20 protein-coding genes are annotated in these 22373 nt (G+C 52.7%); 13 read left to right on the forward strand and 7 right to left on the reverse strand.

The features are described 5' to 3' along the window. Window positions 1–180: 180 nt before the first annotated feature. From GYMC10_RS01835 to GYMC10_RS01850, 4 genes are read right to left on the reverse strand one after another with little or no spacing between them, the layout of a single operon-like run. Window positions 181–957 carry a PHP domain-containing protein gene (locus GYMC10_RS01835; protein WP_012818576.1) on the reverse strand — a complete coding sequence of 259 codons (777 nt, stop codon included), beginning with the start codon at window positions 955–957 and terminating at the stop codon, window positions 181–183. A 37-nt stretch (window positions 958–994) separates the two neighbouring features. Further along, window positions 995–1804 (reverse strand): energy-coupling factor transporter transmembrane component T family protein, encoded by an 810-nt coding sequence (locus tag GYMC10_RS01840; protein ID WP_012818577.1) that lies wholly within the window; start codon window positions 1802–1804, stop codon window positions 995–997. Beyond that, window positions 1779–3737, reverse strand: a complete 1959-nt coding sequence (locus GYMC10_RS01845; RefSeq protein ID WP_012818578.1) for an ABC transporter ATP-binding protein — start codon at window positions 3735–3737, stop codon at window positions 1779–1781. The genes GYMC10_RS01840 and GYMC10_RS01845 overlap by 26 nt, the downstream gene beginning before the upstream one ends. Continuing rightward, entirely contained in the window at window positions 3730–4620 is an 891-nt protein-coding gene (locus GYMC10_RS01850; RefSeq protein WP_012818579.1) for a cell division protein FtsQ, read from the reverse strand. The genes GYMC10_RS01845 and GYMC10_RS01850 overlap by 8 nt, the downstream gene beginning before the upstream one ends. A gap of 198 nt (window positions 4621–4818) precedes the next feature. Here GYMC10_RS01850 and GYMC10_RS01855 point away from each other — a divergent pair, with 198 nt between their 5' ends. The 4 genes from GYMC10_RS01855 to GYMC10_RS01870 all read left to right on the forward strand — a co-directional run bounded on the left by GYMC10_RS01855 (window position 4819) and on the right by GYMC10_RS01870 (window position 9736). After that, window positions 4819–5661, forward strand: a complete 843-nt coding sequence (locus GYMC10_RS01855) for a MurR/RpiR family transcriptional regulator (protein ID WP_012818580.1) — start codon at window positions 4819–4821, stop codon at window positions 5659–5661. A gap of 431 nt (window positions 5662–6092) precedes the next feature. Beyond that, complete coding sequence (locus tag GYMC10_RS01860; RefSeq protein WP_012818581.1) at window positions 6093–6836, forward strand: hypothetical protein; 744 nt, start codon at window positions 6093–6095, stop codon at window positions 6834–6836. Between the two features lie 15 nt (window positions 6837–6851). Continuing rightward, window positions 6852–8540: a vWA domain-containing protein gene (locus GYMC10_RS01865; RefSeq protein ID WP_012818582.1), complete on the forward strand. Its 1689-nt coding sequence runs from the start codon at window positions 6852–6854 to the stop codon at window positions 8538–8540. Between the two features lie 56 nt (window positions 8541–8596). Continuing rightward, on the forward strand, window positions 8597–9736 hold the full coding sequence (locus GYMC10_RS01870) for a toxic anion resistance protein (protein ID WP_012818583.1): 1140 nt from the start codon (window positions 8597–8599) through the stop codon (window positions 9734–9736). 77 nt (window positions 9737–9813) lie between these two features. On the opposite strand, the gene GYMC10_RS01875 is transcribed toward GYMC10_RS01870, so the two are convergent. Beyond that, complete coding sequence (locus GYMC10_RS01875) at window positions 9814–10437, reverse strand: TetR/AcrR family transcriptional regulator (RefSeq protein WP_012818584.1); 624 nt, start codon at window positions 10435–10437, stop codon at window positions 9814–9816. Between the two features lie 245 nt (window positions 10438–10682). On the opposite strand from GYMC10_RS01875, the gene GYMC10_RS01880 reads away from it, so the two are divergent. From GYMC10_RS01880 to GYMC10_RS01910, 7 genes are all read left to right on the forward strand, one after another. Next, window positions 10683–11630 (forward strand): phosphotransferase enzyme family protein, encoded by a 948-nt coding sequence (locus GYMC10_RS01880; protein WP_144374186.1) that lies wholly within the window; start codon window positions 10683–10685, stop codon window positions 11628–11630. Window positions 11631–11941: 311 nt separating this feature from the next. Further along, window positions 11942–13540: an ABC transporter substrate-binding protein gene (locus GYMC10_RS01885; RefSeq protein WP_012818586.1), complete on the forward strand. Its 1599-nt coding sequence runs from the start codon at window positions 11942–11944 to the stop codon at window positions 13538–13540. A 99-nt stretch (window positions 13541–13639) separates the two neighbouring features. After that, complete coding sequence (locus GYMC10_RS01890) at window positions 13640–14590, forward strand: ABC transporter permease (RefSeq protein ID WP_012818587.1); 951 nt, start codon at window positions 13640–13642, stop codon at window positions 14588–14590. A gap of 15 nt (window positions 14591–14605) precedes the next feature. After that, window positions 14606–15511 carry an ABC transporter permease gene (locus GYMC10_RS01895; protein ID WP_012818588.1) on the forward strand — a complete coding sequence of 302 codons (906 nt, stop codon included), beginning with the start codon at window positions 14606–14608 and terminating at the stop codon, window positions 15509–15511. Window positions 15512–15533: 22 nt separating this feature from the next. Further along, window positions 15534–16556 (forward strand): ABC transporter ATP-binding protein, encoded by a 1023-nt coding sequence (locus GYMC10_RS01900; RefSeq protein ID WP_012818589.1) that lies wholly within the window; start codon window positions 15534–15536, stop codon window positions 16554–16556. After that, the gene (locus tag GYMC10_RS01905; RefSeq protein ID WP_012818590.1) at window positions 16540–17526 is read left to right on the forward strand and encodes an ABC transporter ATP-binding protein; all 987 of its coding nucleotides are present in this window, start codon (window positions 16540–16542) and stop codon (window positions 17524–17526) included. Before GYMC10_RS01900 ends, GYMC10_RS01905 begins: the two co-directional genes overlap by 17 nt. Window positions 17527–17568: 42 nt before the next feature. Continuing rightward, window positions 17569–17988 (forward strand): OsmC family protein, encoded by a 420-nt coding sequence (locus GYMC10_RS01910; RefSeq protein ID WP_009593933.1) that lies wholly within the window; start codon window positions 17569–17571, stop codon window positions 17986–17988. A gap of 141 nt (window positions 17989–18129) precedes the next feature. Here the strand turns inward: GYMC10_RS01910 and GYMC10_RS01915 are convergent, their stop codons facing one another. Both GYMC10_RS01915 and GYMC10_RS01920 read right to left on the reverse strand, forming a co-directional pair. Continuing rightward, window positions 18130–18543, reverse strand: a complete 414-nt coding sequence (locus GYMC10_RS01915; protein ID WP_012818591.1) for a DUF2500 domain-containing protein — start codon at window positions 18541–18543, stop codon at window positions 18130–18132. A 274-nt stretch (window positions 18544–18817) separates the two neighbouring features. After that, window positions 18818–19411: an NAD(P)H oxidoreductase gene (locus GYMC10_RS01920; protein WP_041621916.1), complete on the reverse strand. Its 594-nt coding sequence runs from the start codon at window positions 19409–19411 to the stop codon at window positions 18818–18820. Window positions 19412–19614: 203 nt separating this feature from the next. Here GYMC10_RS01920 and GYMC10_RS01925 point away from each other — a divergent pair, with 203 nt between their 5' ends. Then, complete coding sequence (locus tag GYMC10_RS01925) at window positions 19615–19953, forward strand: winged helix-turn-helix transcriptional regulator (protein WP_009593955.1); 339 nt, start codon at window positions 19615–19617, stop codon at window positions 19951–19953. A 388-nt stretch (window positions 19954–20341) separates the two neighbouring features. Then, on the forward strand, window positions 20342–22360 hold the full coding sequence (locus GYMC10_RS01930; protein ID WP_012818593.1) for a bifunctional diguanylate cyclase/phosphodiesterase: 2019 nt from the start codon (window positions 20342–20344) through the stop codon (window positions 22358–22360). Window positions 22361–22373: the final 13 nt, after the last annotated feature.

Here is a 22373-nt window from a genome sequence, read left to right on the forward strand (position 1 = left end):
TGGGGTTAGAGAGCCGGTTCGGGAGGGAATGACATGGGTCGAGTCGCAATGTAACAATCTTTCGGAAACGCAAGGAGCCTGGACATGGATACATGACCAGGCTTCTTTTTCGTACATGAATGTAAATGAATACACGGCGGGGCGGCCTATCGAACTTTGGCGTAGTTCACGTTTCACTAGCTAGATGACGGCTGAGGGGGACTGGAGGCGGATGATCTCCTTCATGAGCTTTTTCAGCATGACGGATGCTTTGACCTTAATAGGCAGGCTGTCCGAGACATGAATCTGGTAAGCGCCTTGCATAATGGCATCCTTGAGCTCGGCAGCGGATTCGCAAGGCATTTGCAGCTCGTTATAGACGCTTCCGAATTGGAGGCATTGATGCGTATCGCTTCCCGCCGTAACAGGTTTGCCGAGATCGGCGGCGAAACGTTGAACCTGATCTTGATTGGCTTCGCTGCCGTACTGGTACATATCCTTGGCATTGAGATCAAAGGCGTCCAGGCGGCTCAACTGGCTGCGCGTGAGATGGCGGAGCGGCGTGCTCTCCCGGAACGGATGGGCTCCGATCTTGAGCAGCGGGAAGCCTTCGGCCAAGTCCATCAGATCATCGAAAGGGATGAAGGAGCCCTTCTCCGTATACCCGTCCAGGCGACGGCGGGTTTCCAGAATGAACTCCTTCCGGCCGATCAGCAGAATGTGGCCGGTTTCCCGGATGTCCACTTCCATCCCCGGAAAGATCTTCAATCCGCCTGCATCGTAGTATTCGCCATTATAGGGAAACATGCTGTCAAGCTGCCGGTACACCTCGTCAAAATGGCGCGTGTTAAAATGCTCGGTCAAAGCGAGCGCATCAAGTCCGTTGTCCAGCGCCTCCCGGATCATCTCCTCATAATAATGTTTAGAGAAATCGGACGCTTTGGACAATTTGGCGTGGGTATGGAGATCAATTTTCATATTCGAACACTCCTTGTCAAAGTCAGTAATTTTAAGGTCAGCCGAACCAGAACAATAATGCGGTATATGCTGCCGTTCCGGTCAGGAACACCGCATCCCGCGCCGACAGGGTCAGGTGGGACAGCTTCAGCTTCTTGGCAGCCGGATTCTTCATGCCGTAGGAGAACCCGCGGGTCTCCAGCGCTTCTACCGTCGTGCGGGAACGTTTGGCGGTCGCCAGCATCAAAGGGAAAAAGGATAGCATAAGCAACTTCATGTAATAGGCTGCGAGCCGCCAGTAGAGAAAACCGGGATGCTCCGGCGCTTTTCCCCGAAGCCGGTAAGAGAGCAGCACATGGCGAAATTCTTCGAACAATACGGGGAGTATCCGATAGCCGTACGACAAGCTGAACGAGAAGGCGGCAGGCATGCCGAGCGCAAGCAGGCCGTCGCTGATTTTCTCGGGATCCATGCCGGAGAACACCGTAATGCTCGCAAGGGATACAACCGACAGCTTTAAGGTGAGTTTCAGCAGCGGAAGCGCCGAGCCGACGTCCCCGCCGAAAAAGAGGGACAGCACAAACAGCCAGCCGACCTGGCCGATCAGGCCCAGGCATAGTATGACGATAATAAACGGCGTAACCCGCGACAGAATGGTGGTGACCACCATCATGAGAAACAATCCGGCCAGCACGGTAATGTTTGAAATAAACCAGGGCGCTATAGCAAAGAACAGGTACCAGATCAGCATGCATCGGGGATCGAGCCGGGAAAGGGCGGCATGGCCGCTCCCGTAGGCGGTATTCATCAACTCGAGTTGAATCCGTTCAATCGAAATCTTGTTAAACCAGTTGCGGACTAGCTGCATGGCAGTGAATCTCCTTTCCGCTCAGAATGCCGTATATATGGCGGGCAAACTCGTCCGGCGAGCTGGTCGCGGGCACGACGCCCAGCCTTATAGATAAATCCATCATCTGGGTCGGTGCGAGCCCGGCCCGGGAAATAAGCTCCGAATCGGCGAAAATCTCGGAGACGGTGCCGTCGCCGGCCACGACGCCTTGATTCAAGACGATCACTCTGGTCGCCCATTCGTGAACCAGCTGCATATCATGGGTGGCGATGACAATGGTACGGACATGGTCCTCCAGCTCCTGCAGCGTATCCAAAAGCTCTTCGCGAGTGGACATGTCCAGATTGGCCGTCGGCTCATCCAGCAGAATCAGTTGGGGCATCATGGCAGCTCCAATAGCCAGGGATACGCGGCGCTGCTGACCACCGCTGAGGAGACGGGCATCCCGTTCCTGGAGAGGCTGAAGCCGGAAATGGGTCAGCATGCGATCAACCCTATCCTCAGCTTCCGGGTGACGGCGGCTCTTCAAGCCGTAGGCCACTTCTCTATACACATTGTCTTCAATGAACATATCTTCGGGATTCTGGAAGACGTAAGCCACGTTAGCGGATATTTGCTCCATCGATACATCCTTTGTATTCCTGCCTAGGAATAAGACAGAGCCGCCGGAAGGCTTGGCGATGCCGGCGATCAGCTTCAGAAGCGACGATTTGCCCGCGCCGTTGTTGCCGACAAGCGCGATGCGTTCGCCTTCATACAGGCGAAGATCTATGCCTCGAAGAACCTCGTGCTCCGTTTTATGAATCGTTCGGTAGCGAAGTACGGTATGGTGGAACTCCACCAGCGCGCCATGCTCCCCTTGCCGTTCTGATTCATCGCCCTGCTGGATGCGGTGCTGGTCGGAATCTGGGTCCTTCGCGGTTGTGTCAGCAAGTGAAGCATCGTCAGCTCTTGCGTCGGTTGGTCGATGATCAAGCAGCGACAGGGTATCCCCGTGCCTGTGCAGAAGCTCTCCAAAATAGACTTCTGCTTCCTCAGCCGTAATAGGGTAAGGCTGCTTCAGCTGAAATCCGGACAATCCCATAGCATGAGAGCCGGAGACGTCCGTTATCGAGTGCCCGTCCTGCGGACTGCCGGAGGCCATGCCGCCATTCAGCAGAATCGCAGACAGCTGTACCGCGGCTTTGGTCACCTGGGGCGGCTGGATGCCCAGCCGCTCCAGATCTTCAAGGCTGTTCAGCGCTTCAATGACCGGGCGCTGCCACAGCACCTTCCCCTTCTCCATCAGGCACACTTCCTCGCAGTAGTCGGCAATAAACTCCGCATGATGCTCAATCACGATAACGGTCTTTCCATGGACCTGATTCAATTGGCGGAGCACATCATACACTTGCCTGGCGTGCTGGGGATCGAGCTGGGATACCGGCTCATCCACCACGAGAATGTCCGGTTCCAGCGAGAGGGCTCCCGCCAAGGCGAGCAGATGCTTCTGCCCCCCGCTCAGTTCCCATATATAGCGGTCCTTCAGATGGGTTAACCCGCACATATCGAGTGCCCTGGCGCCCATGGCCCGGTAGTCCGGGAGCCCGTAATTGAGCGGAGCGAAATGGGCTTCATCCATGACGGTGGGGCGGACTAACTGGTTATCAAAATCCTGATAGACATACCCCACCCTGCGCGATAGCTCGGAGACTGTCCGATTCTCGGCGGAAACCCCGCAGATTTCGACAGTACCGGTGAAATCGCCTGAATAATAGTGGGGAATCAATCCGTTGAACAGCTTGCAGAGCGTGGATTTGCCGCAGCCGTTCCCTCCGATGATCGCCGTAAAGCTGCCGCGGCGAATATGAAGGGAAGCTTCCTTCAGCACAGGCTGCTCCGAACCGGGATAGGCAAAGGTGACGCCTGCGATTCGGATGGCCGGATGGTCATGAACGAACGGTTTAGGCATATGGCGGGGTCTCCGGCATTTTCTCTTCCTGAAGGCCGCGGTTTCTTCTGGCCCGCATGAACGTCAGTACCGCAATAGCAACGATGGCGGCTGCAGCGATGCTGATCCAGATCGCGCCGATGCCGAACCGGTCTGCAAATCCGCTGTCCCACTCGCCGAGGTTCCAGTCCGTTTCCGAAAGGGATTCCGCTCCGAAGGCAATCAGTGCCAAAACGATTCCAGCCAGGACCAGCTTGGGCGAGACGATGCCTGCGGCTTCGTATTGGGTAAGCTTCTGGCGGGGTTTGATGCCGAGCAGCGGCTCGATTTTTCCATACAACCTAGGAACCAGATATAATGTAGGCAGAAGAGCGAACAGAATGCCGGAGAACAGCACATCGTTCAGGAAACCGATGCCTTCGACAAGGACCACGCTTTGTGCAAGCCCGGGCACGGCTTCGAATTCCTCGACGCCGATCCAGACCTTGCCGATATCCACCAGAGAGCTGCACAGCTGGTGGATGATGACGCCCGACATGGCGGCGATGCCGACCTGAGCGCGGCTGAGGGGGTTTTTGACCAGACGGCCGGCAACGTACATGGCGAAGGAAAAGGTAAGAAACTTCTCCAGCTCTCCGAGACCGCCGAATTGCCCGAGCATCAGTTCACCGAAGATAACTTCGCCGAGCGCAGCCCCCACAGCAGCATAAAAAGGATGAAACAGCATGCAGAGGGTTAGGGGAATGAACGCAAAATATTCGGCCGAAAGCTCGATCGGACCCAGGCGAAACGCGGGAATGAGCTCGGTGAACATGTTGGACAGGCCGTACAGCGACATGGACAGCACGAAAATCATCATTTTCTGCGAAGAGGTCAGGGTATAGACCCGTGAATTGCTTGCCATTAGAGAGAAGCCTCCTTGGGAATGGGATTTGCTATCAGTATAGGAGGAAATTATTAAAATGAACGGAGCACTATGTCAACGCATTGTAATATTTTTTACAAAAATATAATCATGAAATAAAATTTACATAACAATCACGGCGTATGATGAACTCATGCCCAATTACGATGATTTCATTGCAGAAGGAGTGCAGCATCATTGAAGAATTGGTTTCCCGATACATCCGGGCTGTCGCCGAGCCAGCTCAAAATAGCCGATTTTATCGAACGTAATCCCGAGGAGATGCTGTTCATGACCGAGCAGGAAATCGCCGACAGGCTTGGCACCAGCATTGCGACCGTTTCCCGGTTTTGGCGTGCCGTCGGGCACGAGAATGCCAAGGCGTTCAAGCTGATGCTGCGGGAGTCCTCGGATACGACGCCTGCCGTAAAACTGGAAAAGACGATATCCCGGCTGGACGCGTCCAGTCTGCCCGCGAAAATGCTGGAACAGGCGAAGCATCATTTGCAAGACACGATGGAGAAGAACCGCCCGGACGAGCTGGAGGAAGCAGCCGGTCTAATGGCCTCGGCAAGACGTGTGTATGTGCATGCGCCTGGTCCGTCCCTCTCGCTGGGCGAGCTGTTATCGTATCGTTTATCCCGGTTTGGCATGTCGGTGCGAATCATGGCCGGCAGCGGTCATGAACTGCTGGAATCGCTCGCGCATATGGAGAGAGAAGATGTCGTGCTGATCTTCAGCTTCACCCGGATGCTCCCGGAAACGGAGGTTATCCTGGACTGCGTAAGCCGCGTGCAGAATGCGGCGATCATGATCACGGACCGGGAGGAGTTCCGGTATGGAACGCCGGCGCAGATTTCCTTTTTTGTCAGCCGGGGGGACATGGGCGAATTTCATTCCATGGTGACGCCATTGCTGCTGATCGAGCAGCTCATTCTGAGCATGGGCATGCTGAATAAAGAGAAGGTGCTCAGCAAGCTGGATTACTTGGGCGAGTTGCGGACCCGATATGCGGATAAGCTGCCCAGAGGCAAAGCTTGAAGGTTTATAGTTCCGCCGGCAGCCATCCCTAATAGAAGTCGTTCAGGCACGCCCTGAAGGACTTTTTTTGCGTCTTTTGTCGCAGAACCATTGGATTATTTATGTAATTTTGATATAGTAGCCCTACCTCTATGAACTTGCTCGCCTCGGCTTGGCCCCTCAGTTTTTGCTGCGGTTCTCTGCGTATTCGCCATGGCTTTCTTAAACACGGGACGGTCATGCCCGCATCATGTTATCCAAGTGAAAATCCGATAAAGAAATGAATGGATTACATATCGGCAGGGCTGCCTGGAGAGGAAAATGCATCTAACTTCGAATTGAGACGTAGTATGTGTTATATCCTTTAATTACCTATGTTTTTACGGATGTTTTATAAGCGGTTATAGGTTGAATCAGTCATCGCTCTATAGGAGTAGGGGAGGTGTTAATTCTTGAATGGCTCGAAGTCCGCGAAGCTGCTCCTGCTTATGGCTGTTATCGCGATCGTGAATATTGTCCTGGTTTCGCCCGGGCTGCTCGGCTTCCAAGTCGGCGGCGATAACGCTTTCCAGTCTGCACTGGTCATCACCGTATGGGTGGTCAGCATGCTTGCACTCTTTTATGGAAGTTATGTTTTGTTGTTCAAGTCTCCGGCTGCAAAACCGATCCAAACGATTCAGACCCGCGAGGATTACATAGAGGCGCTTCACCATTACCGCAACGTGAAAGTGCTGAAGAATGATATCGCTCTTGCCCTGGACCAATTGGAGCGAATCGAGAAGAAGAGAAACGCGCTGCTGGGCGTTCTGGGTCAGCGTTTTCAGCCAACGGAGCTCAGTTACAAGAAATTCATGGGGGTCATCGATGAAGTCGAGAAGCTGTTCTACCTCAATATCAGAGGGATACTGAACAAGCTTGGCGTCTTTGCCGCATCCGATTTCGCCCGCATGGCGGATCAGCCGAAAGCCTCCCAGCTGTCCAGCAAGGTGGCGCAGAAAAAAACGGCGTTATACCAAGAGTACTTGGCTTACGTGACCGGTTATCTGGAGGCGAACGAGGAAATCATGCTCAAGCTTGATAAGCTGCTGCTGGAGATCTCTTTGCTCGGCAGCACCGATTACCGGGATGTGGAGGATATGCCGTGCATGAAGGAAATCGATGCGTTAATCAAGCAAACCAAATTATACAAGCAATAAGAGAGGGAGATGATTATGCGAAGCAAGGGTAGTGCCTTTGTCGTATTAGTGGCCATTGCAGTGGTCGTGTTTGTTCTAGTGTACGCGGGGATCACGTTAACCTCTAATCTGGGCAAAAGCCAAGCCGAGGTCGATTCGGAAGGCGCGGCTAAAAAGATCAACAAAATCTACAAGGATATAACTGTCACGACAGCCGATCCCATCAAAGGCCAAGTCGATCTGGACCCGGTGGCCGTCGCGGATTCCCTGCCCGATATATCCAAGTTCCCGATCTCGGTCGAGAATACGACGGACTTGTACGTGGAGATTTTCTCCTCGCCGGAGAAGGCGGGACCGGGCATTGACGGATGGCTGAACGAAGTGGCAGAGGAATTCAACAAATCCAAGCCGGTAGTGAACGGCAAGCCGGTATCCGTGAAGATCCGCAATATCGCTTCCGGAACCGCAACCGATTACATAACATCCGGGAAGTACGTGCCGGACGCTTTTACGCCTTCCAATGAGCTGTGGGGGGAGATGGTCAAGGAATACGGCGTCAAAGCCGAGCTGGTATCCAAGCGCCTGACGGGGAACGTCACCGGCGTCGTCACCCGAAAAGCCAAATACGACGAGCTGGTGGAGAAGTACGGCTCCTTGAACGTCAAGACGCTGACGGATGCGATAGCGAATAATGAATTGGCGATGGGTTACACGGATCCTTTTGCCAGCTCCACGGGTCTCAACTTCCTGATCACGGCCCTTGAAACGTTCGACAGCAACAACATACTGGGTGAGAAGGCGGTACAGGGCTTCGAGAAATTCCAAGCGAACGTTCCTTTCACGGCTTCCACCACGATCCAGATGCGCGATGCAGCGAAGTCCGGCATGCTGGATGCCTTTGTCCTGGAGTATCAGACCTTTGTCAACGCGGCGGATATGAAAAGCGGTTACGTCTTTACCCCGTTTGGCGTAAGGCACGACAGCCCTTTGTACGCGCTCGGGAAATTGCCGAAGGAGAAGCTGGACATCATCAAGAAATTCGCGGAATTCGTTGAGCAGGACAAATACCAGCAGATGGCCGACAAAAAAGGGTTCAACGGTCTTAACGATTACCAATCCGAGCTCGAGGTCGTCGACAGCAGCCTGCTGCCGTCCGCCCAGAAGCTGTGGAAGGAGAAGAAGGACGGCAACAAGCCGGTTGCGGCCGTGTTCGTGGCGGACGTATCGGGGAGCATGGACGGCGAGCCGTTAAACCGTCTCAAGGAATCGCTGTTGACGGGACAGAAATATCTGGGCCGGGACAACAGCATCGGCTTTGTATCGTATTCCACGGACGTTACGATCAACCTTCCGATCGGCAAGTACGATTTGAATCAGCAGTCGATGTTTGTCGGTGCGATCAACAGCCTCGAGGCCAGCGGGAATACCGCGACCTTTGACGGCATCGTCGTGGCGATGAAGATGCTGCAGGACGAGATGGCGGCGAATCCGGACGTGAAACCCCTGATTTTTGTGCTGAGCGACGGGGAGACGAACGTCGGGCATTCCCTAGACGATATCCGCGGACTGATTCAAGCCTTCAAAATACCGGTGTATACGATTGGCTATAATGCCGACATTCAGGCGCTCCAAAGCATTTCCAGCATCAATGAAGCTGCCAGCATCAACGCCGATACCGATGATGTCGTATACAAAATCGGCCAGCTGCTGAATGTGCAGATGTAGCAATTTTTCATAACGATGTGAATCTGGTATATCAGAAACTTGTAGGAGGGGTTATATTGTCATTTACGATGGAAGTCATTCGTCCCGAAGAGATTAAGACGGCAATCGAAGAGCAGGTGAAGCCTGAGCCGGAAGAAGTCACGCAGCTGAAGGAACTGGCAGCGAGCAACGTGCAGGCCATCATGGAGCTGGATATCGAATCGCTCGAGAAACGGAGACAGGTGCTGCAATCCATTGACAGCTTTGGGATCAGCACGATGAGGTCCTCCTCGGAGAAGAACGCGCTTCTGCAGGTTCAGGTGGGGAGACTATCGAAAACCGGGGACGAAGGCGGCGAAGTGGCCAAAGGGTTAACGGAGCTGCAGCTGCAGCTGAAGGATCTGGATCCGAGCGTTGTGGATTTTGCGAAGAGCGGGCTGCTGGGCATGGTGTTTAACCCGCTGCGCCGATATTTTGCCAAGTTCCAAAAGGCGGATGCCGTCATTTCGGACATCATCATTTCTCTGGATAAAGGAAAAACCGTATTAAAGAACGACAACACCACGCTGGAGATTGAACAGCAAACCCTTCGCGAGCTCACCAAAAAGCTGCAAAAGGAAATCCAATTGGGCATGCTGATGGACACGGAGATCGAGTCCCAGGTCGAGGCGGCCAAAATCCGCCAGGAGTCGGAGGACAAAATCCGGTTTATTACCGAAGAGGTGCTGTTCCCGCTGCGCCAGCGCGTGATGGACCTGCAGCAGATGCTCGTCGTGAACCAGCAGGGGATCATGGCCATAGAAGTCGTCATCCGGAATAACAAGGAGTTAATCCGTGGTGTGGATCGGGCAAGAAACGTAACGGTATCGGCGCTGAAAATTTCGGTCACGGTCGCAAGTGCCCTTTACAACCAGAAGATTGTCCTGAAGAAAATCGAGCTGCTGAACGAAACCACCAACAACCTGATCAGCGCCACCTCCAAAATGCTGAAGGATCAAGGTGCGGCGATCCACAAGCAGTCGCTGGAAACGAGCATTTCCGTCGATACCTTGAAGCAAGCGTTCACGGACGTGCTGTCGGCGCTTGATTCCATCAGCACTTACAAGCAGGAGGCTCTCCCGCGCATGCGCGAGACGATCCATCAGTTCAGCGAGCTGGCGGTCACGGGCGAGCAGCAGATTCAGCGCCTGGAGCGGGGGCAGAAGCTGGGCCTGTAGGAGAAGCCAGGGATACCAACAAGAAAAGAGTGTGCAGTCGTGATGCTGCGCACTCTTTTTACTTGGCTCCAAGTCCCTTATGCCCGCAAATAATTAAGCAGAATGTGCTTGAGAATCGCCAGCTGCTTCTCCTGCGCGAGGTCCGGCTCGACCACCAGAATGTTTTTCTGGAGGGACAGCTTTCTGGCAAAAATGCCGAATGTATTCACGATGGTGGTCAGCGTCTCGGCAATCGGAAGGTCGGCTTGAACCGATCCATCCTCGATGCCCTGCTCCACGATGGTCGAGAATACCTGGGATATATCCCGGTAGACGGCGTTAAACAGCTCGATATCCTCAAGAGGCTCCGTGAACTGAGCCGCATAGCTCTCGAAGTTCTCAAGCAGCTTGACGTTCGAGCTGGTCTGCTGCTCCAGCAGGGAAATGAAGTGGTCAAACAGCAGCTCCAGCTTCTCCATGCAGGAAATCGGCTGTTCCGCGACGGAGCGAAAGGTCTCGAGAACGGTTTCCAGCATTTTCGTGGCAACGGCAACGACGAGTTTCTCTTTGCGGGGAAAAAAACGAAAAACGGTGGCTACGCCCATGGCAGCCTCGGTGGCTACATCCTGCATGGTGGCTTTTTCAATGCCTTTATGTGTAAATACGCGCTCGGCTGCTTCGATGATGAGTTGGGTTCGGGCGTTTCGGGTTTCGGGATTCATAATAAGGCCCTCTTTCTTGCATGACGATTTTATTTTACCCGTATTATATCCTCCCGCCCTTTTGACGACAACAAGAGCGTATACATCGGCGGAAAAAGCGGCCGGCACAAGGACCGCTGTTGATGGCGTTATTTCAATGGAATATTCATAAGGACCGGGCTTTGCATGTAGGAGCCGCTTACATATTTGTAGAAATCATTCATCATTGATGTCAATATCATCCGGCTTGAAGGGAGGCGCTGCAATTGGAACGACGGAGCGAGCTTATGGCCGCGGCTGCGAGCAGGTTCGGACTTTTGGAGCGGGATAGACTCCAGACGCATTTTTCCGAACACAGCCTTGTCCGTTCTTATCGAAGGGACGAGAAGACCGTGTATGTGCGCTTGACCGACGAGTCCCACAAACCCTATGCGAAGATTGCCGGGGAGGTGCAGTGGGTAGAGTTTCTTGGGAGTAAGGGCGTTTGCGTTTCGAGGCCGCTCCATTCGGCAGCCGCGAACCTTGTGGAGCGGATCCGGATGGAGGACCGGGAATATACGGCGGTCTGTTACGAGGAAGCCAAGGGGCGTCCGGTTGGGGAGAACGAAGCCGGCGAGGATTTATACAGGCGAATGGGCCAATTCATGGGAGGCATGCATCGTATCACCCAAGAGTATATCCATCAGGACCCCTTCACGAGACGGCCGAATTGGTCGTACGAGGCAGAGAAGGTTCGACATCTCGATTTACCGTCGTCTGAGAAGGGAATTGCCTCTCGTTATCAAGCCTTGTGCCGGTATATATCGAAGCTCCCGGTTTCTAGGGAGACTTATGGATTGATTCATGCCGATTTTCATTACGGCAATTTTTTTGTCCAGGGGGATGCGTTGTGCCTGATTGATTTCGATGCGAGTCGTTATTCATGGTTCGTGGATGATATAGCCGTCGCCGCCTTCTTCTCGGGTTTGACCGAAGGAGCCGATCCGGACAGAGGTAAATTCCTGATCCCTTTCCTGGAAGGATACCGTCTGGAGCGTTGCCTGGAGGAGGAGTGGCTTCGGGAAATCCCCTATTTCATGAAGCTGAGAGAAATGGGGCGGTATATGAAGCTGTTCCATGCCTGCCGCGGAAATTTCGACAAACTTCATCCCTGGGGACAGTGGTATATGAAAGGGCGCAGGGAAAAGATTTTGCAAAGCGATCTGCCACTTTAATAAACGAGCCTTGGTTCGAAAGACGGACCAGGGCTTTTTTATTTTCGGGGGAAGGCCGGTTGCAGCGGTCAAGGCGATGGAGAGGAACGAAGTCCTTGCATGTTGGATCTATTTATTTTTGCGAACAGGAAATTAATTCTAGTGCGATCAATTATTGCATTGACAGCCCATAGCGAATCTATTAGTATGTGCATAGCTTATTAAACCTACCAGATAACTTAGAATTATGGGGTGCGTTCGTTTTACGAGTTTTTGACAGAGCATGATGCATACATTTCATATGCATATGTCTACTACACGGGGGGATTACAATGAAAGCCAGAAAGTTAGGTTTACTCTTATCGTCGATCGTGCTGATGCTGTTGATCGCGGCATGCGGCAACGGCTCCGATCCGGCGGCAGAGGGCGCAGCCGAAGACAAAGGAAGCGAGAAGCAAGCCGAACAACAAGAGTACAAAGACGAGCTGAACATCGCGCTTACGGCTCAGCCGCCAACGCTGGATACGGCCTTGACGGTATCGGCGGTTGCACTGGATACGGCCGGCAATATCTTCGAACAGCTCTACACGCTGAATGCAAACTATGAACCCGTACCGGCTCTGGCAGAGTCGGTTGAACGAAGCGAGGATGGTTTAACGTATACGTTCGCTCTTCGCCAAGGCGTGAAGTTCCACAACGGGAAAGAGATGACGTCCGAGGATGTTGTAGCCTCGATGAACCGCTGGCTGGTGACTTCGTCCCGGGCGAAGGTGCTGCTGACGAATGCCAAATTCGAAGCCGTCGATACGTATACCGTGAAGCTGACCGTAGAGTCGCCTACGTCGGACGTGTTGATTCTTATTGCATCGCAAGCGCAGTTCCCTTCCATTATGCCGAAAGAGATCGTGGACGCAGCACCGGCTGACGGAATTAAGGAGTACATCGGCACAGGACCTTATAAATTCCAGGAATGGAAGCAGGATCAATACATCCATTTGGTGCGAAACGACGATTATCAGCAGGTGTCGGATGCGGAGCCAAGCGGATTTGACGGTCGAAAAGAAGCTCCCGCCAAAGACCTGTACTTCCATTTCGTCACGGACCACTCCACGCGCATTGCAGGCGTGAAGACCGGCCAGTACGATGTGGCGGACAGCATTCCGATCGAAAGCTATGATGAGCTGGCTGCCGACAACAACATCAACCTGCTCTCGTTCCCTGGCGGTGCCCTGACGGCATTTTTCAATACCAGCGAGGGATTGTTAAAGGAAGTGAAGATTCGCCAGGCCATTCTCGCCGCGTTCAATAATGAGGAGATCATGTTGGCGAGCTTCGCCAAGCCGGATTTGTACTCTTTGGCGCCGGGTTACCTGAATACGAATCAAGTCCAGTGGTCGACCGAAGCCGGAGCGGAGTATTACAACCAGTCCAATCCGGAGAAAGCCAAGCAGCTGCTGCAAGAAGCCGGGTATAACGGCGAAGAAATCACGCTGCTGACGACCAAGGATTATAACGAGATGTACACGGCTACCTTGGTCATCCAGGAACAGCTTCGTCAGATCGGCATGAACGTAAAAGTGGAGAACTTCGATTTCCCGACGTTCCTGGAAACGAAGAACGACCGTTCCAAGTGGGATATCTTTGTTGCCAGCACGGGCTATCAGCTTACCCCGCCGCAGCTGCTGGCCGTTAATCCGGATTGGGCCGGACTCGACAATGAAACGGTCAAGCAGGCACTGATCGATATTCGCGGCGCAGCCACGCCGGAAGCCGCCAAGCAGGAATGGGAGAAGCTGCAGGGCTTCCTGTACGAATTTGCTTCCTCCACCGTGATCGGCCATTATAATGGCGTCGTCGCCACAACGAAGAAGCTTGAAGGGTTCGAGCTGTTCGAAGCACCGGTGGTTTGGAATGCCAAAGTAGCGAAGTAAGCGTGTAAGGAGGGTGTTACAAGTTACCGGAGTAACTTCGATAACACCTTCCTTTTTTGAAATTGGATTCATAGACCATGTACAAATGAGGGATTTGCCGTGCTGGCTTATATTACGAAAAGACTTTTGTCGCTGATTCCCGTACTGGCCGTCGTCACCATCGCTATTTTTCTGATCATCCACATAACGCCGGGGAATCCGGCGGCGGCCATCTTGGGCATGGAGGCGTCGGAGGAGGAAATACAGCAGCTGAATCAGGACCTTGGACTGGACCGCCCGATACTCGAACAATATACGAGCTGGGTGGCCAACCTGTTCAAGGGGGACCTGGGGGATTCGATCTTCATGAAACAGCCGGTCAGCGAAGCCATTGCGGAGCATATTACCCCCACGCTATCGCTGGCCATTCTGGCACAGGTCATCGCGATCCTGCTCGCGATTCCCTTCGGGATTATCGCCGCTTACAAGCGAGGATCCATCGCCGATTATACGTTGATGGGGATATCCTTGCTGGGCATGGCCTTGCCCAGTTTCTTGCTGGGATTGTTCCTTATGCTGTTCGTGGGCGTCAAGCTGCAGTGGCTGCCGGTCGCTGGATATGAACCGCTGAGTAGCGGGCTATGGGAACATATGAAATATCTGATTCTTCCCGGCATTTCCCTTGGAACCATACAGGCGGCCCTGATTACGCGGATGACCCGTTCGTCCATGCTGGAAGTGCTGAATTTGAATTTTATCAAGACAGCCCGATCCAAAGGCCTGCATGAAATGAAGGTGCTGTTCAAACATGCGTTTCGGAGCGCGTTTCTGCCCATTCTGACCGTCATTGGACAAACCTTCGGCACGTTGGTGACGGGAGCGGTGGTCGTGGAGGCCATATTCAACATTCCCGGTCTGGGTCAATTGATCTTGAATTCCATTTCCAGAAGGGACTTTGTCGTGATCCAAGGGGTGGTGCTTGTCGTCACGCTGATGTACGTCACCATCAACTTGATCATCGACTTGTTATACGGCGCGGTTGATCCGCGCGTTCGATTGGATCGCAAATAAAAGAGGTGTAACGGGATGGCTACAGTTCAGGAAAAGGAATATGTCGCTCAAGTCAGCAAAAAGCTGAAAAAAGAACAGCGAGCCTTAGGATATCGCCGCCTGAAGTCCAACTACGGGCTATTGATCGGAGCGACCATCTTTGTCGTATTGGTGATTCTGGCGCTGATCGGACCGCTCTTCACGAACTACGGTCCGTACGACATGAAGGTTGTAGACCGTTTAACTCCGCCAGGGGCCGAGCATTGGCTGGGTACCGACGAATTCGGACGGGATTTGTTAACGAGACTTCTCTACGGGGCCAGGGTATCGATTAGCGTCGGGCTGGCGGTTGCGCTGCTGTCCTCCGCTCTGGGACTCGTGATCGGCGTCTATGCGACGTATTATAAGACGTTGGATCATATTCTCATGCGCATTTGCGACGGGTTGATTGCGATTCCGGGAATCTTGCTTGCCATTGCCTTAATGGCTGCGCTCGGCGCATCCGCCTTGAACGTTATCATTGCGCTGACGATCGTATTCACGCCGAATATTGCCCGAGTCGTTCGTTCGGCAGCATTGGTGGTGCGCGAGCAAACCTACATTGAGGCGATGCATGTCCAGGGGGCAAGCTCCACGCGCATTATATGGCAGCACATCGTGCCGAATGTACTGTCTCCTCTATTGGTACAGGCAACATTCGTATTTGCCGAAGCGATTATCTCGGAGGCGGCTTTAAGCTTTCTCGGTGCGGGCATTCCTGCGCCCGAAGCCAGCTGGGGGAACATTTTGCAGGCAAGCAAGCTTGTAATTTACAAGGCATGGTGGATGGTCGTATTTCCCGGGGCCACGCTCGTTCTGTCCGTACTCAGCCTGAATTTGCTAGGGGACGGGCTGCGCGATTTGCTGGACCCCCGCGTGAAGCAAAAGTTTAGAAAGCGATGAATATAAGGCTGGAGGTGTTTCCATGAATAAAGAGCCTCTATTGGAAGTGAAAAATCTCAAGACGCATTTTCATACTGAGCGCGGAAGAGTGACGGCGGTGAACGGAGTCAGCTTTTCCATGAATACTGGCGACATCATCGGTATCGTCGGAGAGTCCGGCAGCGGAAAAAGCGTGATGTCCCAATCCATCATGAGATTGCTGGATCATACGGATGCAATCGAGTACGAGGGAGAGGTCGTATTCGAGAATCAGAACCTGCTGTCCCTTCCGCATTCTAAATTACGGGCGATCCGGGGTGATCGAATATCCATGATATTTCAGGACCCGCTAACCTCCCTGAGCCCTGTCTATACGATTGGAGACCAAATCGGAGAAGCCATTCGCCTTCATCAGAAGAAGTCCAAGAAGGAAGCCCATCAGCAAGCCATCGAAATTTTGCGGATGACGGGCATTCCTTCGCCCGAAATCAGGGTTAACGAATATCCCCATCAGCTGTCGGGGGGGATGCAGCAGCGGGCGATGATTGCCATGGCACTCTCCTGCGAGCCGAACCTGTTGATCGCGGATGAGCCGACAACCGCGCTCGATGTGACGATTCAAGCGCAGATTTTGGAATTGATTGCCGACTTGAACCGCAAAATGGGCATGGGCGTGCTGTTCATTACGCATGATCTGGGCGTGGTCTCGGAAATTTGCACGGGCGTGAAGGTGATGTACTTGGGGCAGATCGTGGAGGAAGCTCCTACGGAACAGCTGTTCCAAACGCCGCTGCATCCTTATACCCAGGGGCTGATCCAATCCATCCCCAAGTTGGAAGGGGACAGGGAGGATGAGCTTTACGTCATTGAGGGAACGGTGCCATCCCTGACGGATATTCCGCAGGGCTGCGGCTTTTCAACGCGGTGTCCTTTTGCTGACGAGCTGTGCCGTACCTCCGAGCCGCCGATGCAAACGGCCCAAACGGACCATCGAGTGAAGTGCTGGCATTACGAGGCCCTAAACAAGCAGGAAGGGAGGGAGACAACCGTTGGAACAAGCAGCTGATCGTTCGATCTTAAAGGTAAGCTCCCTTCACAAGCAGTTTCCGGTGTACGGATCATTCGGCAAGATAGGGGGCGCCAAAGCGTACGTCAACGCGGTCACGGACGTTTCCCTGCAATTGAACGAGGGAGAAACCTACGGCCTGGTCGGCGAATCAGGCTCCGGGAAAAGCACCACGGGACGCACCATCCTCGGATTAACGCCGGCGAGCCAAGGGCAGGTCCTGTATCGGGATCGGGAATTGGCGGCCATGACGAGGGAGGAAATGCGGAATTTCCGCAAGGACGTGCAGCTTGTTTTTCAAGATCCGTTCTCTTCGCTCAATCCGAGGAAACGAATCGGCCGGATGCTGGAGGAGCCCTTGATCATTCATAAAATGGGGGACAAGGCGGAGCGTCAGGAAACGGTGTTCCGAATCCTGAAAACCGTCGGCCTGCAGCCGGAGCATGCCTTTCGCTTTCCCCATGAATTCTCGGGCGGTCAACGCCAACGGCTGGGCTTGGCGCGAGCGCTTATCATGAATCCGAAAATCATCGTGTGCGACGAGCCGGTCTCCGCCCTGGACGTGTCCATCCAGTCACAAATTCTGAACATGCTCAAGCGCCTGCAGCGCGAAATGAAACTAACGCTATTATTTATAACGCATGATATCAGCGTGGTTCGGTATATTTCGGATCGGATCGGCATTATGTATCTCGGAAAAATAATGGAAGAGGCTTTGACGGACGATTTGTTCCATGAGCCGTTGCATCCCTATACAAAGGCGCTGTTCTCGGCCGTACCGGATTTTAACCGCAGCCGATTAAAGGAACGGATCATGTTGCGGGGGGAAATCCCGTCCCCGATATCGCCGCCGAGCGGCTGTGTTTTCCACACACGCTGTCCCTATGCGACCGATGTATGCAGAACAGACATACCGGCTGTAAGAGAAGTGCGGCCGGGCCATAAGGTCGCCTGTCATCTTGTTGACTAGAACAGATAAGTTCGCAACCCCAACCAAAAGGAGAGAAGGACCATGACAACGTTACAAATCGTAGAAGGCCAGGATCGGATATTCAATGAGGCCGGGTTTCAGATTGCAGGAAACCACGGCCCGAATTTGGAGGGCGGCTTGTCACCGAGAGAGCTACTGGAAGCGTCACTGGCGCTGTGCGTATCCATCTCGCTCCAAAAAATAATGGCTTACGACGGCGTGGAATATGATAAGTCTTCCATTCATATCGAAGTGTCATCAGTAAAAGCAGAGGATAAAAGCAATAAGTTCTCGCATTTCAACGTCCTTGTCTCGCTGCCGCCAACGCTGGAGCCTGCCTACAAGGAGAAGCTGAAATCCGTCGTAGAGCGTGCATGCACGATCGGCAATACGCTGAAAAGTGAGGCCGTCGTTGAACTGATCGAAGTGAATGAGCCTATCGAAACGAGCAGCAATGCGTAAAGGATTAGATGAAATATTAACCATTCAAGTCGATTCAACAAGAAAAGCCTTAGTCCGGGTTTCACCGCGGACTAAGGCTCTTCTGTTCTTAAGGGACCGTACGAATAAAATACGGAGACGTGATGCTTCTTCAGCGTCCGGTCACGACTGCGGCTGCATATTCCGCTCAAACGCGACGATCCAGTCGCCCTGGATGGCGGCATAGCCGGTATCTCCCTCCACGACAAGACCGTACAGATTCTTGACGTCAAGATACTCTTTTCGTTCTCCATTATCAAATTCGAGGGTGATGTAATAATACGTACGGGATGAATGGTTGGCATGCATCATTCCATTATCGTTGTTGTTGTGATTGGTATGATGGCGGACATCCATGCGTTTGGAGACGACCCGGGCAAACTCGGAAGTGCGCGGGGACTTGGCGTTCTTAACATAGCGGGCGCCATTGGAGATGAAGCCCACGATCACAATGACGAATACAATCCCGATCAGAATGGGAACCAGCGTAAACATAAAATCAAAACCTCCGCCAAAAGACGGGCCTTGGGGCATCATCGACGGCACTCCTCCTGTTCCGTTATTTTTCCATTGATTATATGTACGGTAAAAATGACTAAAATGTTTCAAATTTTGGTTGGGGCAATGGATGTTCCGAGCAAGTAATGACCAACGGTTGAGTTGTGGCCAACCTGGATTCCGCCGTTCCTTATTGACGTATCAATGACATGAGAGCGAGCGATCCGAAGCGCGGTACATAAAAATCGGCCTCAAGAGCGAGGCCGATTTATTTTTATTGTATGAACAAAGCTCTAACTCCACTAGGGAGCCTTCACTTCACATGTACTCCCGAGCCCGCATAATGCAGCCCCAGCTGATATGCCCGCTCCAGCAGGCTCTCCATGTGCTCCGCCCTGCCCTCTAACGTATCATAGAAGAATTCCACTCGGGAATCTTCGATTCCGGAATAGTTGGCCATGCCGACGTTGAGGGAATGGGACAGCATCGTATCATAGCTCCGCTTGGCAAAATGGTCCTCCGACGCTCCTGCCAATGCGATCCATAACGCCTTCTTGTGATGGAGCTTGGAACCGCCGCCATATGCGAAGCCGTGATTCCAGACACGGTCGATATACCCCTTCAGCATAGCCGGAACCCCGTACCACCATACCGGGAAGATATAGGCCAGCGCGTCGTGCTGTTTCATTCGCGCGATCTCGTTTTCAACCTCAGCGGAAAAAACCTTGCCAGGATCGGACCAATCGGGTTCGTCCGCCTCCCACAGAACCGGATCGAAACCGATGCGGTGAAGATCCAGAACCTCCGTCTCATGTCCGGCATCTTGAAGACCCTGCACAAATCGCTCCGTGACAGCAAATGTAAAGGAGTTCACTCTGGGATGAGTGACAACGGTCAGTACTTTCATCATGAATCACCTTCGCTTTCTTCTATAATGTGTTGAATGTGCTTTGTTTTCTTACAGTACTGGTATAAGGGGATTATGTATCATATAATGGCTGGAAGGAAGTACGCACTTATTTGTTCTATAGGTACCTAAAGGTGCTATTAGCACCCTAAAGTGCCCTTCATAGTCGCAGTAATTTTACGTCCGGGAGGTGAGAGGATCTTATGAATCGCGATCGGCAATACCATATTCCGTCCGAAGCCACCATGGAGGTGATCGGCGGCAAGTGGAAGATCGTTGTGCTGTGCCACCTTAGTTATGGGCCCAAGCGTACGAGTGAAATTAAGAAAGAGATGCCGGATATTACGCAGAAGATGTTAACCCAGACCCTTCGGGAGCTGGAGGAGGATGGGATTATTACGCGAACGGTCTTTAATCAAGTGCCGCCGAAAGTCGTGTACGAGCTGAGCGAATTGGGCGTTTCACTGCAGCCCATCCTGGATCAAATCTGTGAGTGGGGCGAGAAGTATATGAATGGAGAAACGAAGGTAAGTGCTCCATGAAGACATGATAAAAGCTGCTGACCTGAGGGAATGAGTCGGCAGTTTTTTTGTTTTTCACGTTATCCATCCGGCTGAAATGTCCGTTCTGCGTGCCATTATTTTAAATCGGTTAGAAGGAAAGGCAGGGATATTGTGGAATATATAGTCCTTTGGACTCATGCGGGTTCCGAAAGTTTCGGCCAAAACGGAGTTTGTCGAGAAATTGAATAGTTACTAAAGATATAATAGGTAGAAGACTCAGGGCCGGGCGGGCCGTAACCATAAGAATTATCACTTTGGGTATGCAGGGAGAGCCATCCTTGAATTAATAGAAACGTTTGTCTCTCAGGTAACGTATGAACTTCATAGGACCTAAGGATTACTCACAAAAGGAGTGTGCACAGCTCAGATGGACGGCAATTATAACTTGTATATTGTTGGGCTTTCAATTGCGATCGCTATACTTGCTTCATACTCGGCTTTGAATATTACGTCCAAAATTTCGGACGCGAACGGCAAATCCAAGTTTTTTTGGCTATTCGGGGGAGCCATGGTCATGGGAAGCGGCATTTGGTCCATGCATTTTGTCGGCATGCTGGCGATGCACATGAATATGAACGTGAAGTACGATGCCTTTCTGACCATCATGTCGATGCTGGCCAGCGTGATTTCCTCATTCATCGCGTTTTATATCACCATGCCCAAGGATATTAACTGGTCCAAAATCGCCATTGGCGGTTTCGTTATGGGAAGCGGCATCGTGACGATGCATTACATGGGAATGGAAGCCATGGTCGTACACGCCGACATTCGTTACGATCCGGTCTTTTGGATATTGTCCGTCGTCATTGCGCTGGCGGCCTCCTATGCGGCCTTATTATTGTTTCTTCGTTTTCGCAGCCATTCCAAGTCCAGCTTTCTCAAGTGGGGCTCGGCGGTTGTCATGGGATTCGCCGTGTGCGGGATGCATTATACAGGGATGAAGGCGGCGCGCTTTGAAGCGCATGCCGGCATGATGACGCATCAGCCGCAGTCTGTGGATTTCTTCCTCTTGTACTGCGTGACGGTCGCGATTTTTGCTATTCTGTTGATTTCCTGGGGCGCGATGTTCTTTGACCGGCATGTGCTGGAAAAGCTGGCCTATCAGGATACGATCACGGGATTGCCCAACCGCAATGAGATGAACCGGTTCTTCAGGACGAATGCCGAAACGGATAAGATTACGATCCTGTTTCTGGATCTGGACCAATTTAAGGCCATCAACGATACGCTGGGTCATAATGTCGGGGATTTGCTGGTCCATGAAGTGGGCAAGCGGCTGCGTCAATTCATTCGAAGCGGCCAGCAGGTGTTCCGGATCGGGGGCGACGAATTTCTGGTTATTTTGAAGCAAAGCGACCCGAATTATGCCCAGCGCTTAGCCGATGATATACTCCAACAAATTAAAAAGGTGTACCATATCGACGGCAACGAGCTGTATGTGACGGTTAGCATCGGCATCAGCATCGGTTCCGTCCATAGCTCGGATCGTACGACGCTGCTGAAGAATGCCGACACCGCGATGTATAAAGCGAAGGGGCTCGGCAAGAATCAGCAATGCCTTTATGACGAGGAGATGGGGCTTCAAGAGGTTCGCAAGATGGAATTGGAGAAGGACCTGCAAAGAGCGCTGGAGATGAAGGAGTTCTTCATCGTGTATCAGCCGAAATGGAATGTGCAAAGCGACCGCTTGGTCGGATTCGAGGCGCTGCTCCGCTGGAAGCATCCCCGACTCGGCGTGATTTCTCCTCAGGAATTCATTCCGATAGCGGAAGAGACGGGGCTGATTATTCCGATGACCCGATGGACGCTTGAAGAAGCATGCAAGCAGTGCAGGGTGTGGCAGGATAGCGGGGTTGTCCAGCCGGTCTCGGTGAATCTATCGGTCCGTTTATTTCATGGCGACAATCTGCTGGAGCTCATTCAAAACGTGCTGCGCAAGGCGGATTTGGAGCCGCGGTTGTTAGAGCTGGAAATTACGGAGTCCATGGTGCTGCACGATGTGAACGATATCATCCGTCAGCTTGGGAGTATCCGATCCTTAGGGGTTAAGGTCTCCATGGATGATTTCGGAACCGGCTATTCCTCGATTGGGCTCTTGGACCGGATTCCGATTGATGCCCTGAAGCTGGACCGCCAGTTCACCAATGATTTGGACACGCCCAGCAAGCGCGCCATCGTCAACGCCGTCGTTCTTATGGCGGAAAAGCTGAATCTGGACGTGATCGCCGAAGGCGTGGAGAATAAGGAGCATATCGACTTTTTGACGGGGCTCGGGTGTCATGTCATGCAGGGTTACTATTACGGAAAGCCGATGGATATCCATGAGATTGAGGTCTGGATGTACGACCAAGATCATAAGGCCGAAGAGTTCGCGGTCCTTCGATGAAAAGCGGAAGGGA

Source organism: Paenibacillus sp. Y412MC10 (assembly GCF_000024685.1).
Classification (GTDB): domain Bacteria; phylum Bacillota; class Bacilli; order Paenibacillales; family Paenibacillaceae; genus Paenibacillus_AQ; species Paenibacillus_AQ lautus_A.